The 19,343-nt window shown below is 37.9% G+C and carries 11 protein-coding genes; 5 read left to right on the top strand and 6 right to left on the bottom strand.

Going from position 1 to position 19,343, the window contains the following annotated elements:
• The first annotated feature begins 68 nt into the window (after positions 1-68).
• From F6K18_RS20725 to F6K18_RS20715, 3 genes are all read left to right on the top strand, one after another.
• Positions 69-551, top strand: coding sequence for a photosystem I reaction center protein subunit XI (locus F6K18_RS20725; RefSeq protein WP_287523547.1), 483 nt, complete (start codon positions 69-71; stop codon positions 549-551).
• 164 nt (positions 552-715) lie between these two features.
• Positions 716-832, top strand: a complete 117-nt coding sequence (locus F6K18_RS20720) for a photosystem I reaction center subunit VIII (protein ID WP_202224502.1) — start codon at positions 716-718, stop codon at positions 830-832.
• Positions 833-1,054: 222 nt separating this feature from the next.
• Positions 1,055-1,792, top strand: coding sequence for a 2-phosphosulfolactate phosphatase family protein (locus F6K18_RS20715; RefSeq protein WP_287523540.1), 738 nt, complete (start codon positions 1,055-1,057; stop codon positions 1,790-1,792).
• Positions 1,793-2,468: 676 nt separating this feature from the next.
• On the opposite strand, the gene F6K18_RS20710 is transcribed toward F6K18_RS20715, so the two are convergent.
• The 6 genes from F6K18_RS20710 to F6K18_RS20685 form a co-directional block, all read right to left on the bottom strand.
• The gene (locus F6K18_RS20710; protein ID WP_287523537.1) at positions 2,469-3,644 is read right to left on the bottom strand and encodes a U32 family peptidase; all 1,176 of its coding nucleotides are present in this window, start codon (positions 3,642-3,644) and stop codon (positions 2,469-2,471) included.
• An 89-nt stretch (positions 3,645-3,733) separates the two neighbouring features.
• Positions 3,734-4,732 (bottom strand): hypothetical protein, encoded by a 999-nt coding sequence (locus F6K18_RS20705; protein WP_287523534.1) that lies wholly within the window; start codon positions 4,730-4,732, stop codon positions 3,734-3,736.
• A 550-nt stretch (positions 4,733-5,282) separates the two neighbouring features.
• Complete coding sequence (locus F6K18_RS20700; RefSeq protein WP_287523532.1) at positions 5,283-8,447, bottom strand: tetratricopeptide repeat protein; 3,165 nt, start codon at positions 8,445-8,447, stop codon at positions 5,283-5,285.
• A 584-nt stretch (positions 8,448-9,031) separates the two neighbouring features.
• Complete coding sequence (locus F6K18_RS20695) at positions 9,032-9,565, bottom strand: cytochrome b N-terminal domain-containing protein (RefSeq protein ID WP_287523529.1); 534 nt, start codon at positions 9,563-9,565, stop codon at positions 9,032-9,034.
• Entirely contained in the window at positions 9,562-9,723 is a 162-nt protein-coding gene (locus F6K18_RS20690; protein WP_287523527.1) for a hypothetical protein, read from the bottom strand. The genes F6K18_RS20695 and F6K18_RS20690 overlap by 4 nt, the downstream gene beginning before the upstream one ends.
• A gap of 574 nt (positions 9,724-10,297) precedes the next feature.
• Positions 10,298-11,254, bottom strand: coding sequence for a bestrophin family protein (locus F6K18_RS20685; RefSeq protein ID WP_287523525.1), 957 nt, complete (start codon positions 11,252-11,254; stop codon positions 10,298-10,300).
• Positions 11,255-12,213: 959 nt separating this feature from the next.
• Between F6K18_RS20685 and F6K18_RS20680 the strand changes: the two genes are divergently transcribed.
• Both F6K18_RS20680 and F6K18_RS20675 read left to right on the top strand, forming a co-directional pair.
• Positions 12,214-16,713, top strand: coding sequence for an AAA family ATPase (locus tag F6K18_RS20680; protein WP_287523522.1), 4,500 nt, complete (start codon positions 12,214-12,216; stop codon positions 16,711-16,713).
• Between the two features lie 528 nt (positions 16,714-17,241).
• Positions 17,242-19,343 (top strand): DUF5801 repeats-in-toxin domain-containing protein (locus F6K18_RS20675; protein ID WP_287523519.1); only part of this gene is annotated, 2,102 nt, incomplete at its 3' end.

Raw genomic sequence — 19,343 nt, 5'->3', positions numbered from 1 at the left:
CCTCGTAAAATATGAGCTTAATATCTTCTAAAGATTTTTGAAGTCCTACTCAAAGGAAAGAATTAAGTATGCCAGAAGCTACAGATACAGGATTTGTTCAACCCTATAATGGAGACCCTTTCGTTGGTCATTTATCTACTCCAATCAGTGATTCTGACTTTACCAGAGCATTTATCGGTAATCTACCTATTTACCGCAAAGGTCTATCTCCAATTTTACGAGGTCTAGAAGTAGGTATGGCCCATGGTTATTTTATCTTTGGTCCTTGGGCAAAGCTTGGTCCATTACGAGATTCTGCAGTTGCTAACTTAGGTGGACTAATTTCTACGATCGCCCTCATTCTAATTGCCACTATCTGCCTATCCGCTTATGGCATAGTTTCCTTCCAAGGAGAGAGCGCTGAAGGTGCAGACCCACTAAAAACTTCTGAAGGTTGGAGTCAGTTTACTGGTGGTTTCTTCATTGGTGGTATGGGTGGTGCCGTTGTGGCTTTCTTCCTAATAGAAAACTTTGAAATTGTAGACTCTATTTTCCGAGGTGTATTTAATTAAATACCTCTTAATAATTAGGATGTAAATTGAATTTTTACACTTACATCCTGTTCCAAATGCTGGAATAATTGCAATGAAAATTTGCACAAAAAACAAGTCAAATTTTTTTTGTTAAATTAGATAACCACCTACTTTGAAATTGTGTAATTGAAGGAGAATTTGAAATGACTGGTTCTTATGCAGCATCTTACTTACCTTGGATTTTAATTCCTGTAGTTACCTGGTTAATGCCCATTGTAGTTATGGGTTTATTGTTCATTTACATTGAGAGCGAAGCCTAGTTTTTTATCTTTCTAGGTCAATAAGTTAATTGAATAAAGTGGCGTATGAATATCTATCTGATAATACAGGAGGTAAAAACGCCACTTTTTTGATGTTATCAGGAAAGGCAGAGGGCAGGAGGCAGAAGGCAGAAGGAAATTAATTGTTCCTCTTGCCCTATCTTGTTCCCTATTCCCTAGTAGCGCTATAAATATTATTGTTAATATTCGAGGAATTTAATCGTGAAAATATTCATCTACCACACTCCCGAAGAAACTCCCACCGAAAATATGCCAGACTGCGCGATCGCGGTTGATGTCCTCAGAGCTACAACAACAATGGCCACAGCATTAAATGCAGGTGCAGAAGCAGTACAAGTATTTAGCGACGTTCAAGAATTAATGGCAGTTAGTGAAAAATGGCCTGCTGACAAACGCATTCGTGTAGGGGAAAGAGGAGGCAAAAAAGTAGAAGGCTGTGATGAAGGCAACTCACCCCTCAACTTTACTTCAGAAGTTGTCAAAGATAAACGTTTATTTATGACTACTACTAATGGCACCCGTTGTCTTCAGCGCATTCAAAATGCCAAAGTTGTCCTCGCAGCAGCACTTGTCAACCGTCGCTCCGTAGTTGAATATCTCAAAACCAACAAACCAGAAACTATTTGGATCTTGGGGTCTGGGTGGGAAGGTAGTTATTCATTGGAAGATACAGTCTGTGCAGGAGCGATCGCTCACACCCTAATTACAGAAACTAATTCTCTCCCAGATGAAACTGTAGGAAATGATGAAGTATTTGGCGCAGTATCCCTCTATCTTCAGTGGGAGCAAAAATTATATGAACTATTAAATTATGCCAGTCACGGCAAACGTCTCCAACGCTTAGAATGTTATGAAGACCTCAAATATTGCTCTCAAACTGACACTTTAGATATTTTGCCTATACAGAAAGAACCAGGAGTTTTAATTAGGGGTTGCTGATTAAATATCCAAGCATTGACTGATATGGGTTTGAGCAGTTTTAGACCTGGAAAAAGTGCGAGGTTTTAGGTGGTAATGGTTCAAAAATTCAGGATTTTTCTCAAGAGTTGGACAGAACAATCTTGGGAAAAAACTTAGCTCCTACCTCCTCGCTCATTCCCATTTCTCCTGTCTCCTGTCTCCTGTCTCCTGTCTCCTACCTTCATCCATAAGACTTTTTCAGCAAACCCTAATTAGAGCGTAATATCATGTCCGGTTGAATACTTATTATTTAAGATAGTAGGGAAGCGGGGGAGTAGGGGACCCACCCCTAACCCCTCCCAGGAGCAGGGCTGTTTCATTCTCGATAGACACGGGGACACGGAGACACGGAGACACGGGGATGGAGGCTTTTAATTTATGATATTAAGTTGACTTTTCACCATTTTAGTCAGAGCAAAAGGGATGCTTATTAGCTGAAAAATCGGCAAATTTTGGTAAATTTCACTGTTCTTTGTGTCCCATATTTATAGAACCCATTTATAGCAACTGCCAGGTTGGTGTTTGACAATTAGTGCGAGCATCTTGCTCGCGTCATAAATCATCATAATTACTCTCCTCTTTTCATCAGTCCTCAAGAAATTCAGAAATAGGATAGGGGAAAAAGGTAAAAAATGCTCCCTACTCCCCCACTCCCCTACTCCCCATTTTTTCCCAACAATAATGAACCTGGCATCGCTTTTTTGATCCAGTCTGTAATGAGAATTTGTTCGCGATCGCATGACTCAATTACTTCACCATTTAAGTTACGAAATACTATGTCCTCTGGAATATCTATTTCTTCCCCAGTAGGTACTATTATTTTCTCCACTTGAGAAACTGCAAAAGAACGCAAGGACTGAAACACAACATAATTCCCACTCTCTCCTGCTAAAACCTCCGCTAAACCAACTTCTTGTCGATACTGAATTAACTTATGCTTAGACTTCATCCGAGAAAATATAGAAGTAGTGCGGTTAGCATTAAAAAAAGGCGATCGCGTTGGTCTTGGCCAATTTTTGCGCAAAGAAATGGGGTCAGTTAAAATCTGACTACAAATTTGCTCAACATCTACTGCCACATCAGCATCTTTCCCCAAATGTCGCAAGTCCAAACATACAGTATGTAAACCAGCTTCCTGTAAGCGATCGAGTTTATCCAGAATAAACTGGTCTTTATCCAAAAACATAAACGTACCATGTACCGTTTCCAAAGTAGGGAAAGATCGGTTATTGCTATCTTCCGATGACACTGTAGTTTGCAAACGTACTTTTTCCTTAGACTCAGAGTCTAATAAATGTGGAGATAGTAGGGAACGTGGCGAATAAAACAACAAAATTTGCCCCACTCCCAAAACTTCGCAACCGATAGGAAGAGTTTGGCAATATTCAATTAGTTTTTGTTCTGGCAGTTCAATGGATAGTATTAAACGTTCCAAGGAGTCAGAAAAAATCTCGCACCAACCCCTTAATGCTTCCAAGTTGTGATTACCTGTTTCCACAACAAATTGTAGCGCTATAGTTGGATAATGAGTTTTCAACCACCAGGCAGCACCTGGATCGCAAACCCGAACTGCCTCAAAATTGCTCATATCCCACTGAGTCAGTTGTTCGCAAATTCTATTCATCACCTTTTCTGGCATCAGAATATCCCACACCAAAATCGGGCGCAAACCAAATTCTACTGCTGTTGACGCTAACAACAGTAATTCTTCTTGTGAGAGTTTCCCTTGTCTAGCAAGTAAGGTAGGTTCTAATAAAACCTCTTGTAACTTAGGGGAGTTGGCACACCGTTTTAAATCATTGAGAGATGAGACAAAAGTGTTAAATTGCATTTTTTTTTAGGAGATAGAAATGATTAGTTGTTGTTTTCTATATCCTAATTTAATTTGATGAGAAACAGGATATTTTTTGACATCTTAATTTATTTGTCAATTAATCCTTTTATTTCCAGATAATCAATAATTAAATAAGTTGTTGTTTTGTCTGGAACGTAAAGTTCATCGTATGGTTCTTTAACACCTTTTTGACTTTGATATTGTGCTAATTGTCTTGCAGTTTCTCTACAGTTATTATTAGGATATCTGTTTCTTTCTAGTTGACCAATAACTTTTAAAAGCTCTTGAATAATTTGACAGTATTCTTTTCTGGTCTCTATTTCCTTTGTTTGATTGCTAAGAATTGGGTTGTATGTATACATTGGCTCAAATGTTCTATCCGGAGGAAGGCTTCTAGCATAATCATCTATTTTAGCTATTTTACCAAAAAAGCTTTTATCTATTTTTACACAACCTGCAAGTTGAGCTTTCAAAGTAATAATTTCTTTGTCTTGGCTACCAATTTTGTTGTTTAGTTGTTGAATCTCTCCATCTTTTGTCTCCAGCTCAGATTTTTGGTCTTGACATTTCTTAATTTCAGCCAAATCATTGTTTTTCTCTGTTAAATTCTTTATTTGATTCTTTAAGTCCTGAATTATATGATCGGGAAAAATAATTTCCGGCCTCCCAAATGCTAATACTGCCGGACATAATCCTTCTATTAAAACTGCAATAAATAAAGGACCGAGAAATTTATCCTTGATTTTAATTTTTTCTGTAATTCCTCCCAAAGCAATTAAACCAGAAATCACAAACAAAAATAGAAATGAGGCAAACAGAGCGATGACCATCACTTTTTGATATTCTGGTTGTTCTTTCTGTTTTCGATCTTCTGGTGGATTATTTTCTTGTGTTTGGGCTATCAAGTAAGTTTTCTTTTGTCCGGAAAATGAAATAGGTAAAGTTGATTGTTGATTTTGATAATTGATGATTTCAACTTGATTATAGTGGTGTTTGTTTCTGAGGTTGTCTTTCTCAATAATTATGGGAGGGCAATCAGAAGCGACCATCAAAAAAGTTGAAATTAATAAATAAATTGATTTCATTTTATTGACGGGAAATTGCTAACTTTTACTTCCATGGTAATTTGTATAACATCTTGATGAGAAGTAGTAAGTAATAATTATTCATAATTACCCAGAAAAAAATTTTATATGGCCACTAATATAAAATAGTCAATCTATGAGGTTAGTTAGTCAGTTCTATCCATAGATTTAACCTCTGTGCATTTATACCTTTTTGTCTTTTGAAACGATGAAAATATCGACATTAGTTATTTGGAAAAATTTACCTTTTTATAAGTGAATTTTGTCTTCAATGATTGAATTTTAACTGAAAGATTTAAGTCAGAGCGCTCCTTTTCCACAGGCACTTTACTAACGCTCCGACTGGCGATCGCTCAATGGAAAGTCAATGGAGGTACTCCAACACCCAGAAAGCTTACCAACTTTGAAAAACTTCTCGTTGCCAAAGGTACTCCGTCATTGATTTATTTGAGCTATCCATAATAACGATCGCCTGTAATTGTGACTTATTATTTCCTTCTTTTATGCCCAAATTCCATACCTGAATCTTGACGTTTTCAAAAAAAAATCATTACTTATTTAGCTTTCTAATCATTTTCATCACTTCCTGATAATCCTCATTTTTTCCTTGTTGTTGATAAAGAACGGCCGCTTTTTCAAAGTCATCTATTGCCTCTTGATATTTTTTGGTAAAGTAACGAAGTATACCACGATTATAATAAGTTTTAGCATCTTTTGGTTCCAGCTTAATTGCTTCTGTATAATCATCTATTGCCTGCTGATAATCCGCTATTTCATAATTAGAAATGCCTCGATTATTATAAGCATCTGCATAATCCGGATTAATCTTAATTGCCTCAGTAAAATCAGCGATCGCCCCATAAAAATCCTTCATTTCATAAAGACAAATACCTCGATTATTATAGGCATCAGCATCTTTGGGATGAGATTTGATCACTGTAGTAAAATCAGCGATCGCCTCCTGATAATTTCCCATAACAGAGTGAAGACTTCCTCGGTTGTGACAAGCGTTAGGATCGGTAGGATCGATTTGAATTGCAGTAGTAAAATCAGCAAGTGCCTTCTGATAATCATCTAAATGTGAATAAGCAACACCTCTCTCATTATAACAAGTATAAGTTTGATAGGGGTCGAGATTCAATGTGAGTGCTTCAGTAAAATCGGCGATCGCCTCCTGATAATTTCCTATTTGAGAGTGTGTTTTACCTCTCTGGTAGTAAATATCGGCTGGATTAAGTCGAAGTGCTTCAGTTAAATTAGCGATGGTTTCTTGAGGATCTTTTTCTTGAGGCAGAATTTGTTTTTGCTTGTAGCGAGCATCACTGTTTGGTGTAAGGGGCAAAACATCCTTCAAAACTGCTTCTGGAGATGCTTCCATCTCATTATCTGATGTCTGTGATAAAGTCTCCTCTACTGATACACCTCTTTGTAAATAACCATTTAACTTTTGCTCAAGGGAATTATAAGTTTCAGCATATTTTGGTTCCAGTTTAATTGCTTCTGTATAATCATCTATTGCCTGCTGATAAACCCCTATTTGATAATTAGAAATGCCTCGATTAATATAAGCATCTGCATAATTCTGATTAATCTTAATTGCCTCAGTAAAATCAGATATCGCCCCATTAAAATCCTTCATTTCATAAAGACAAATACCTCGATTATTATAGGTATCAGCATCTTGGGGATGAGATTTGATGACTGTAGTAAAATCAGCGATCGCCTCCTGATAATTTCCCATGACATAGTGAAGATTTCCTCGGTTGTGAAAAGCGTTAGGAGCGCTAGGATCGATTTTAATCGCAACAGTAAAATCAGCAAGTGCCTTCTGATAATCTTTTAAATGTGAATAGGCAACACCTCTTTCATTATAACAGGTATAAGTTTGATCTGGATCGAGATTCAATGTGAGTGCTTCAGTCAGATCGGCGATCGCCTCCTGATAATTTCCTATTTGAGAATGTGTTTTACCTCGCTGGCAGTAAATATCGGCTTCATTTTGCTTAAGTTGAAGTGCTTCAGTTAAATTAGCGATGGTTTCTTGAGGATCTTTTTCTTGAGATAGAATTTGTTTTTGCTTGTAGCGAGCATCACTATCTTTAAAATTAGAAACATCATTTTTTGATGTCAAGGGCAAAACATCCTTCAAAATTGCTTCTTGAGATTTCTCCTTTTCCACATCAGTCTGTGGTGTTGGCACCGTTGTTTCCTCCACAGATGCTTCCGGAGCTAACTCAGTCTGTGGTGTTGGCACCGTTGTTTCCTCCACAGATGCTTCTGGAGTTAACTCAGTCTGTGGTGTTGGCACTGTTGTTTCATCCACAGATGCTTCTGGAACTTTGTTCATCTCCGCATCATTTTTTTGTCTCTGTTGTAAAGCATTATCTACTGATGTATCTCTCCGTAAATAACGATTTAACAAACTTTTCACAACGGAGTTTGAATTATCGGAGATGTCTGATGTTTCTGGAGATTTCTTCATCTCTGTCTGTGATATTTTTGCAGTACTCTCCTCCACAGACACATCTGGAGATTTCTTCATCTCTGTCTGTGATATTTTTGCAGTACTCTCCTCCACAGATACATCTGGAGATTTCTTCATCTCTGTCTGTGATATTTTTGCAGTACTCTCCTCCACAGATACATCTGGAGATTTCTTCATCTCTGTCTGTGATATTTTTGCAGTACTCTCCTCCACAGATACATCTGGAGATTTCTTCATCTCTGTCTGTGATATTTTTGCAGTACTCTCCTCCACAGACACATCTGGAGATTTCTTCATCTCTGTCTGTGATATTTTTGCAGTACTCTCCTCCACAGACACATCTGGAGATTTCTCCATCTCCACATCATTTTTTTGTTTCTGTGGTGAAGTCTTCTTTACTGAACGACCTCTCTGTAAATACTGATGTAACACACTTTTCATAGGTGAGTTAGCTGAACTAGGAGATTTTTTCATCTCCACATCATTTTTTGATTTCTGTGGTAAAGTCTCCTCAGCAGATACATCTGGAGATTTCTCTGTCTCAATCTCAATCTCAGTCTGTGGTGCTTCTGTTGTTGTTTCTTCTGTTGTTGTTTCTTCTGTTGTTGTTTCTTCTGTTGTTGTTTCTTCTGTTGTTGTTTCTTCTGTTGTTGTTTCTTCTGTTGTTGTTTCTTCTGTTGTTGTTTCTTCTGTTGTTGTTTCTTCTATTGTTGTTTCTTCTGTTGTTGTTTCTTCTGCTACTGCTGCGCTCTGACTCTCTATCAGAGAAAGCAGATACTCTCGTTTTTGATTAGCTTCATCATAATCAGGATTTATTGTTAGTGCTTCTGTGTATGAGGCAATAGCTTTTTCACAATCTGCCATTGCCTCATATACAAAACCTCTATTGTAATAACTATCAGCATCATTAGGATTAAGTCGGAGTGCTTCATCTAAGTCAGCGATCGCTTCGGTATAATACCCCATTTGAGAAAGAGCTAAACCACGATTATTATAAAAATCGCTATTACTAGGATTAATTTTAATCGCTTCGGTATAATCAAAAATTGCACCTTGATAATCTTCTATTTGATGCTTGGCAATACCTCGACTATAGTAAATATCTGCATTACTTGATTCAATCTCTATCACCGTCGTGTAATCAGCGATCGCCCCATAATAATCTCCCCATTGGTAACGAGCTAGTGCCTGCTCATAAATAACTGCAATATCAATTTGATTATTTTCCATCTTGTTTACTAATTTTCTTCAATTAATTTTTTATCCTTTACCATATAGTAAATCATCTATGTTAAATATTTTTTATCAATGTCAAAAAAATTCATATATTGGCCAAAATTTTCCCATTTTTTATAATACTTATACTATGATTAATAGTATAATAATATTTTACTTTGAACAAATAAAAAGATAGTAATATCATGTCCGGTTGAATATTTATAAATAAGTTATTAGGGAGGGGGGAGCTAGGAGAGGCGATAATAGAGAGATTTGCCCTGTGTAACGAGGATAGGTTTTTTCATCACTAATTATCCGGACTTGATATAAATCATTCAAAATCAACAGAAGGAAAACAATTATATTAAACCCTCTTTTCTCTCAAAGGTGTTCATCTACAAGTTCTCAAAGTAGGACTAATTTTATAGCAAAGAATGGGTTGTTTAGGACAGAGATTGATGATGAATCTTAAATGAAGAAAGGTTTTTCCCACTATTGCTTGTTGCCTGCTTTGAAATAGCAATCAGCAATTTCTATTCCAAAAGAAAAATATCTCCAGAAGTCAATCTGAAGAGATGAAATAAATGATTGAATTACTATTTTTTCAGGGAACAGTTTTGTGCTGATTTTATCGATGATGCTGAAGCATTGAAACCTTGTCCTGCTTCCTGCTGTTCATTATTATCTGATTGATTTTTTTGATCCTGAACTGACTGCCAAATCAATCCACCTAAATGAGTAAATGCTAAAGCGATCGCTGGCACGGACAAAAGATAACTATGTAAAGTGTACTGATGCAATACAGTCATTGTACTAATACCATTACCACCTGTTAAAATATATAGTAGTAAAGAACCAATAAAAGGAATAGTTTCTACAGTAGATAATTCTATAGAAAATCTCCAAAAACCTTCTTGAGACCAGTCAAGAATCATTGCTGTCCAACCCAAACCAATTGCGACTAAAACAAGGAAAATTACACTAATCCAAGCAATCAACCAACTAGAGCGAAACTGCCGACTTAAAAACATAATTACTATTTGAATTAAGCCGAGAATAATGATACTGTTACCAGCATAATTGTGTACATCTCGAATTATCCATCCGAAAGGAATTTGACTGGTAATCACATTTCTAGAGATTTGTAAGTACCACCAGTGGTGGGTTGATAATTAAACGCTAACAATGTTCCAGACAAGGCAGAGATTAGAGTTAATGTCAAAATTGAGACAGCTACAATGGTAGCTAATCTCCGTAAACTCAAGGTCGAATTAATATTGTTAATCATTATGATGAGTGAAAGTCGATAAATTATTGCGGATATTAAAATTAGGATTTACCTACCTGCAACATATTTTCGCCATTGTTACCGATAGGGTTTGCGCAGCAGTCCGGAACGGAAAGCAATCTCAAATCCTAGTTTTTTGTACCTGATGCGTAAGTCCTGAAAATTAAGCAGATACAGCATTAAAGCCATGTGTGTAAAGTCTGCAAAATTAAAGATAGATAAAATCGCCACTCTGGATTTAGAGCGCTATTAACTTTATTTGTGACCGTATTATGTAAATCTTAACATAACTTTTTTTTGTTGCAATTTAGGCAAAATTATCAAACATAATTAATAGCGATCGCTCATACCACAAAACGCAAATTAATTATGTATAAAATTATACTTTTATTAAGATAGATAAAAAAAAAGCGTTTCGGTCCGGAATGCTCCGCAAATAGCAATTGCTGCAATCAGAATTTTCTAAAGTCATGCTCTGCAAACAGCTTAGATTTATACTGAGACCGAGAGAAATGCAATTTCAAAGAGGATTTCAACCCAAGCTGATAGCTGAAAACTTTTAGTCCAGAACTAGTTAAAAATTATGGGTTTCTAAATTAACTGATATACGTTTCCAATGTCTAACACTAGGAGCTAAAGTAATTAAATCTTCAATATTGCGGTGCATTGCAATACAAATAGCATCTAAAGGTAAATCATTAGGGTCGTAACCGAAAGGATTTTCTATTTCTAGAGCAATTTCTTCAATTCCAAATACTGTAAAACTGATTAAGGCAACTACTATACCAGTCCAAAAATGAAACTCATTAACTATTTGAAATGGTAATGATAAACAATAAATTAACAATAATTGCCTTAGATGAATTGAATATGCTAAAGGAATTGGTGTATTTAAAATTCCCTCACAACAAGTTAATGCTTCAACCATTCTATCCAACAACTTAAACATCGCAGTAAGTTGATAAGGATTAATACAACCACGTTCATATTGATGCTGGAGATAATCACTAATCCAAAAAGCAATATGAATAGGAGGATGATTCATTTTTTTGAGCTTTTCATACCACTGTTTAGGCATATATCCCTCTAATTCTCTATTTACACTCTGACGGCGCAAATATAATTTACTAGCGATAGCAAAGGCTACTAATAACCTGATTATTTCCTCTTTTACTTTTCTATCTGCTGGTTCATTTTCTTCAACAGAAACCCAAATTTGTCGGGCAAAATTACGAACTGTATTAACAATTTGCCCCCACAGTTGCCGACCTTGCCAGAATCTTTCATAAGCAGTATTTGTTCTAAAAACTAATAGTAAACCCAAAACTAAACTAGGAACAATACTACTTTTCACCGGCAAAGTCACAGGAAAATTAAAATAGTTAAGTAAAGAAATCAAGCAACCAAAAAATCCGCAGAATGTCACCCGAAAAATAATAGCTGGAATGACCGAATATCGCATTTGCAGAATAACCGTCAACCATTCTCGCTTTTCCCTATAGCGACCATCTATCACGCTGTTTGTAAACATATTAATTTAGCAAAATTTAGACAGATCGAAATAATCTGTGCATTCATACACACCCAAATTAATCTTACTCTCCTTTATCTGATAGAAAAAGGGAGACTTCAAAAATGATAACTCTTGGGTTATATTATGTCCAGTCAATTAGCCTTGAAGGAGTAGTCATATCATGTCCGTTTAATTAGTTATAATAAAGTTCTTAGGTCGTAGGTTTCATTAATTGATAATGGATAATGGATAATTACCTCTGGTTAAAACCGTCCTTGATTGAATATCAGGAAATATCCTAGCACTTTTTTTCCCCTTGAAAGGGGAGGCTTTTAACCAGAATAATTAATAATTAATAATTATTAATTATTAATTATTAGGTAAATTCAATAGGACTTACGCATTACAAGGTATTTTCGTCATTGCGACCGACAGGAAAGCAATCTCAAGCCCTAGTTTTTCGTACCTCATGTGTAAATCCTGTTCAAGTGAGAATACTGGAAAGGGAGCACAAATTTGGGATATTCCTTCAACATCGCTTCAATAGAACATTTTTATTATACTTAATTATCCGGACATGGTATCAGTAGGACTGAGAATGGGGTCGATGGGAATTTAAGCAATCGCATTAAACCTACAACTTTCTTCAATCTGTTTGTATGTCCAACCGTATATATGTTTTTTTTCAAAGTATTAATATTTAATATACAACCATATAATTACTGATAACTAAAATAGTGTTTGGTGTTTATAGTGTACTAGAGCCAAAATTTTACGCATATTTCATTATTGACTCTTTCCCAATTTTCTTCACCAGAGTTTTTTTTTGACAATTGTTGATATTATAGAAGAACAAAAGTTAAGCTATATATCCTATTTATTTATTAGCTGTAAGACTATTCGGTCTGAGTCACTTTTTTCTTTTCCAAGCTACTTTGAAATACTGCTGCTGGACAATTCTGAAGAAAATAAAAATTATGCTATATATCCCTGGCTATTCAAATTTACAAACCTTATACCGAGGCAATAACAGCATAATATATAGGGCATTACAGCAGTCCAATCGCACCCTAGTTCTCCTCAAAACACAAATTTCTGAATACCCAGCTCCAGAAGAAATTGCGCGCATCAGACATGAATACAACATCCTCAAAAACCTCAACTTTGAAGGAATTGTCAAATCTATAGACCTGATCCACCAGGAATATCGCCTCATCCTCATCCTCGAATACTTCAATTCCCTATCTCTCAAACAACATATAACAGACTCATTGATCGCAATTCCTCAATTTATCAACATAGCCATCCAACTTAGTGACACCCTAGATAAAATACACCAACAACAAATAATCCACAAAGATATTAAACCCCACAACATCCTGATCGATCCCACCACACAAAAAATAAAAATCATCGACTTCAGCATCGCCACCCGTCTAAAAACAGAAACTCAGGCCATCATCAACCCAAGTTATATAGAAGGCACTCTAGCCTATATATCTCCAGAACAAACTGGACGCATGAACCGCTGCATAGACTATCGCAGTGACTTCTACTCCTTAGGTGTCACCTTCTACCAAATGCTGACTAAACAGCTTCCCTTCTATAGCAATGACCCAATGGAAGTCATCCACTCACACATAGCTAAAACCCCTATCTCCCCACACCAAATTAACCCAGAAATTCCCATTGCTATATCCTTAATAGTGATAAAACTGCTATCAAAAAATGCTGAAGACCGCTATCAAAGTGCCCTCGGATTCAAAGCAGACCTTGAATATTGCTTGAGTAAACTACAAAGCATCAAAAGACTTCAATCCTTTACTCCAGGGAAAAAGGATAAAAAAGGTGAATTTAGTATACCCCAAAAGCTCTATGGTAGGAAAAAAGAGATCGAAATTCTTTTAGAAGCTTTTGGTCGTGTAAGCAATACCGATGACGAGAGCATTAGTCAATGCAATAAAGAAATCATTCTAGTTACAGGTTACTCCGGGATCGGTAAAACCAAAGTAGTTAACGAAGTACATAAACCCATAGTTAAAGCCAGAGGCTATTTCATTGGTGGCAAATTCGATCAATTCAAACGGGACATTCCTTATGCTGCTATCAGCCAAGCTTTTCAACAGTTAATCAGTCAGTTACTTACAGAAACTACACTAAAAGTTGCCGAATGGAAGCAGAAACTATTAACCGCATTAGGAGAAAATAGTCAAATCATCATTGATGTCATCCCAGAATTAGAATTAATCATCGGTAAACAAGAAAAAGTAGGCCAGTTAGGGACAACTGAATCACAAAACAGTTTCAATCAACTATTTGGAAAATTTGTCCGTGTCTTTGCTCAACCAGAACATCCATTAGTTTTATTTCTTGATGACTTACAGTGGGCAGATCTAGCATCATTAAACCTGATCGAACAATTAATGACGGACAGCGAAACCAAACACTTATTATTGATCGGAGCTTATCGAGATAACAAAGTTAACCCAGTACATCCGACCATCCAAACCATAGAAAAAATCCAAAAAACCAGCACAACAGTTAATAAAATTATATTAGAACCCCTAAAAATCAATTACATCAGACAATTAGTAGCAGAAACATTATCAGAAGAAGCTACTACAACTAATGAGCGACTCACTCAATTATCAGAGTTACTATACAGTAAAACCCAAGGTAATCCGTTTTTCTTAACTCAACTACTCAAAACATTATATACAGACAAATTGTTAATATTTGATTTTACAGTTGGATGTTGGATGTGGGATATTGAACAGATTCAAAGTGTGGGAATAGCAGATTTAGGAGTAGTAGAATTAGTTGCTAGGAATATTGAAAAACTATCAACAACTACCCAAAAAGTTTTAAAACTAGCAGCTTGTATTGGCAATAAATTTAGTTTAGATGTATTGGCAGTTGTTAACGAAAAATCTGTAAATCAGACAGTAAAAGATTTATGGAGTGCTTTACAAATAGGTTTAATATTACCACTCACTCAGGATTATAAAATTCCCTTATTATTTTATGAAAATGACAATTCCCGAGAATTATTATTTGATGAATCTAGAGTAAGTTATCGTTTTTTGCATGACAGAGTTCAGCAAGCAGCATATTCACTTATTCCCGAAGAAAATAGAAAAAAAATCCATCTAAAAATTGGTAAGTTGTTGTGGAAAAGTCTGCCCTCTGAGCAAATAGAAGAGAACATATTTGATCTTGTAAATCAGTTGAATATAGGGCGAGATTTCATCACAGAAACAGAGTTACAAGAAGGGTTGCTAAAATTAAATTTATGGGCAGGGAAAAAAGCCAAAGGAGCTACAGCTTATGAGGCTGCGGGTAGATATTTGAATGTGGGGTTAGAGTTGTTACCCACAAATAGTTGGGAGAGTAATTATGAATTGACGCAGGATGTTTATTTTGAGATACTAGAAGTTGAATATTTGAATGTGAACTTTGAGTCGGCGCAACAATTGTCGGAACTACTTTTGTCTAAGATTCAAAGCAATCTGGAACGAGTGAAAGTTTATGAGTTACAAATTCCATATTATTATTCTCAGAATCAACCCCAGCCAGCTATAGATACTGCCTTGTTAGCGTTAAAGTATCTAGGAGTGGGCTTACCGGCAAAACCAAATAAACGCGATGTTTTAGTGGAATTAGCTAAAACTAAATTAGCTCTAAGTAGTATAGAAATCAAGGATTTAGCAAATACTGCTATCATGAATGACTCTGAACAGATAGCAACTATGCGACTGTTAATGGCAATGATTCCGGCTGCTTTTAATGCTAATCCAGCTTTGTTTCCTTTAGCTGTATTTAAAATGATCAGAATCTCTTTGAAATATGGTAAATCTCATCTGTCTGCTTTTGGATATGTCAGCTATGGCTTAATTTTGTGTGGTGTCTTGGGAGACTTTAATTCAGGCTATCAATTTGGTCAATTAGCTCTAGATTTATTAGATCAACTTAATGCTAGAGAAATTAAAGCGAAAGTCTATTTTACTTTTAATAATTTTATTCGACACTGGAAAGAACATCTTCAGGAAACGATCAACTCATTACTTGAGGGATTTCAAAGTGGTCTATCAGTGGGAGATTTAGAGTTTGCTTCTTATTGTCTTTGTTCTTATACGAATAATAAATTTTGGGTGGGTGAACATCTAGATACTGTCGCTCAAACCCAAAAACAATCTATTGATGTGATGTTGAAATATAAACAAAAACTTGTTGGCGATCATCTGACAACTTGGAGCCAACTTGTGTCAATGTTGAAAGCTGAAGTGCAGCCAACAGATGATTTATTGAAGCTAGGAGAAAAATTATCTGTTTTAAAACAGGCAAATGATAGTAGAGGGATAACTAATATTTACCTATCCCAACTAATTTACTTTTATTTGTGGAAAAATTATGTGGCAGCTCTAGAAAACGTGGGAGCAATGGCAGAATATCTAGAAGGAATGAATGGGTCAATTGAAATCGTGCAATACAACTTCTACTACTCTCTTTCCCTGCTAGCTAACTACCTCACTGTCTCTCCAAAAGAACAAAAACAATACCTAAAGCAAGTCAAATCCAACCAAAAACAAATGAAAGCTTGGGCAGAGCACGGCCCCATGAACTTCCAACACAAATACGACCTGGTGGAAGCAGAAATAGCTAGAGTTTTAGGTGAAAATGAAACAGCAGCAACCTACTACGAAAAAGCAATTTCTGGAGCCTCAGAAAACGACTACATCCATGAAGAAGCGATCGCCAACGAACGAGCAGCAGAATTTTATCTGTCTCTTGGCAGAGAAAAAGTAGCCAAAACCTACATGACGGAAGCCTATTACTGCTATATTAGTTGGGGTGCTACTGCCAAAATCAAAGACTTAGAAGAACACCACTCCAACCTAATTATTCGCACCCAAACACCAGAAATAACAAAACTTGACATCACAAAAACTATATCTTCAATCACCAGCAAAACTAGCAAAAACCTCGACTTTTATACTATTATTAAAGCTTCCCAAACTATCTCAGAGGAAATCGAACTAAATAGCTTGCTTGATAAAATGATGCACATCCTCATGGAAAACGCTGGAGCAAACAAAGGAACTTTAGTTTTGAACAGCTCTGGTACTTGGGAAATTCCTATTCAATGCCTGAGCGACGACTCTGACTCATCCATCACACATCTCGATCCAACTAAAAGTTTACCCCATACTGTTATCAACACCGTCAAACAGACTCAACAAACTGTACTCATCAATCAGCTTGAAACAGAAACTACCTTCGCTGGAGATCCATACCTGATCGAACACCAGCCAAAAAGCCTCTTGTGTACTCCGATCGTCAAGCAAGGAAAATTTATTGCTCTCCTTCTCCTAGAAAACAGCCTCGCGACAGGAGCATTTACTCCAGACCGCATAAAAGTCCTCCATCTACTTATGAACCAAGCGAGTTTGTTGCAATTTAAGCAGAGTTTGCTGTAAGTCTTATAAGGCTGACCGCAATAAGGACAGAAGCGAAATTTAACTTCCCTGGCGGGAAGTCCCGCGCTCTCCCAGGAGGGGAACTCAGGAGTCAGGAGGAGAAAGAATTACAAAGATGAGGGTAGTTATGACGATTGAAGATTTTTTTGATGTCCAATTAAACGGATTTGATATAAGACCAGAAGGGAGTAAATCCTGGAAGGTGGGTGCTATGAACAAATTCTACTTCCTCTGCTCAAAAAATATGGTCACTGGCCCATAGAATTATTAGATAATCAATAGATGAACTATTAGTAATGGACTTAGAGCAAATAGACCAAAAAAACTACAAATTTCAAGTCATAGGAAAAAGTAACTTGATTCTATGGTACTATTAAAATTATGCGGATAAAACCCGCGGGATGGGCAAGACCCAAGGGAATGCCCACCAAGAAGGCTGCGGGACTCGCAGTTTCAGTTTAGAATCCAGGGTGTTTTAACCTCTGGAGACATCAAAATAGGTAGTCCTGTATATGTAGTGATCAAATTATGGCTGACTTAATATTTACATTAAACAACGATGTGACGACAATCCATGACGAAACCACTGGATTGCAAAATACGCCGCCCACCCTTGATACGACAACAGACGACAACGGCAATGATATTGCTGTGGGGGCGTTGCTTGTGGAGTTCTCTACCCGGTTGAACGATCTGGAAGCAGATCCCTCAGGGGCGATAGGGGCGGCGTTGAGTGGCTACGACGGTTCCAACACCGGCAGCGACGTATTCACCATTGATCCAGGGGGCTTCGCTATCGATAATCTGGCCTTAACCGACACCAATGGCGATCCACTCAATGGGTTGGACAGTGGTCTCACCACCGTTGACGGCGACAACAGGATTTTCCTGTACACAGACCCCACTAACGATAATATCGTCCTGGGTCGTGAGGGTTCAGACCCCAATGACAATATCGTGTTAGCCATTTATTTAGATGAGAGTCCCGATTTAACCGCTGGCAAAATCTGGACCGTCCAGTACGAGGCAATTTTCCATGACAAACCGGGAGACGGGACTGGTGGCTCCTACAATGAACCCCTTGACCTGACAGACAAGCTCTTTGTCACCGCCAGTCAGGATCTTGAATTCAATCTTGCCAATGCGCCTTCTGGACAAAATCTTTTCATTATGTTCGGTGATGGCAACATTACAGACGGCAACGATGAAGTGGGGATTGTAGCCACGGGCAAATTTCCTGCAAACGAGTCCGAGCCAGATCAGGACATCAACGATGGTGACACGGTTAACACCAGCCAGGCTGGGGGACCAACCACCTTTGGTGTCAATAATCAGCAAATTAATGAGGGAGAGGGGATTTATTTTACCTTTGTCACGGGGCCAAACTCAGACTTCACTGTCCCTAACCTGACCCAGACTGAGGCTGATGTTGAAGCTAATATTCAATTTAACGATTTCCTAGATGCGGAAGCCGCTGAGTTTGAAGTGACACAGTTACAAAGTGGTAAAACGGCGGTCGTTAAAGTTGCTGCATATAACGAAACGCAAGCAGTTGCCGATGCATCGGCTGAAAACTTCGTTGACGGGCTAAATAACGATGATTTAGTTCCGATCACCAGCGTTGAAGTGGTTGACTTTGATGGTGGCGGTGAAATCAACATTATTAACAATGGCAACGGCACGTTTAACATTGAGGGGGTAGAAGCTGATGATATCATCCGATACTTCACAGAAAGCGATCACAACCGTGTCCTGATCGAGAACGATGGCGATGGTAAAGGTCAAGATAGCGCTGACTTTGATATCGGTGGCTTCCAACTGATTCAAGCGAACACTGCCACCCAGGAAGTGGGATCTACTGTGTACTGGGAGGATGATGGTCCTGGTATCACAGTGGAGGCAATTGCAGACGCTGACCCGCTGATGGTGGATGAAACCGACCTAACCACGGATGCTAGTGCTAACTTCGCCGATCACTTTAGCAATACCCCTGAGTTCGGGGCTGATGGAGAAGGGAGTGTCAGCAGCAGCTACAGTCTAGGTGGCTTCACTGATGGCACCGACTCTGGGCTAGATGATAGCGCTACCGGTGGAGATGTCCTGCTCTATTTAAATGGTGGAGTGGTAGAAGGGCGTTTAGCAGATGACACCATTGTTTTCACTGTCAGTGTCGATGGCAGCGGCACAGTGACCCTAGACCAGCAACGAGCAGTTGTTCATCCTGATGAAACGAACCCGGATGATGCGGTGAGTTTGGCGGCCGATCTGATTAGCCTGACCCGCACTGATACCATCACCGATGGGGATGGGGACACCGCAACTGATGATGCCAGCATTGACCTTGGTCCTGCTATCACCTTCAAGGATGATGGTCCTGGTATCACAGTGGAGGCAATTGCAGACGCTGACCCGCTGATGGTGGATGAAACCGACCTAACCACGGATGCTAGTGCTAACTTCGCCGATCACTTTAGCAATACCCCTGAGTTCGGGGCTGATGGAGAAGGGAGTGTCAGCAGCAGCTACAGTCTAGGTGGCTTCACTGATGGCACCGACTCTGGGCTAGATGATAGCGCTACCGGTGGAGATGTCCTGCTCTATTTAAATGGTGGAGTGGTAGAAGGGCGTTT

It is taken from the genome of Okeania sp. SIO2C2, assembly GCF_010692625.1.
In the GTDB taxonomy this organism is placed as follows: Bacteria; Cyanobacteriota; Cyanobacteriia; order Cyanobacteriales; family Microcoleaceae; genus Okeania; species Okeania hirsuta.
Note: the sequence above shows the minus strand (reverse complement) of the source record. Positions and strands in the feature narration are given on the sequence as shown.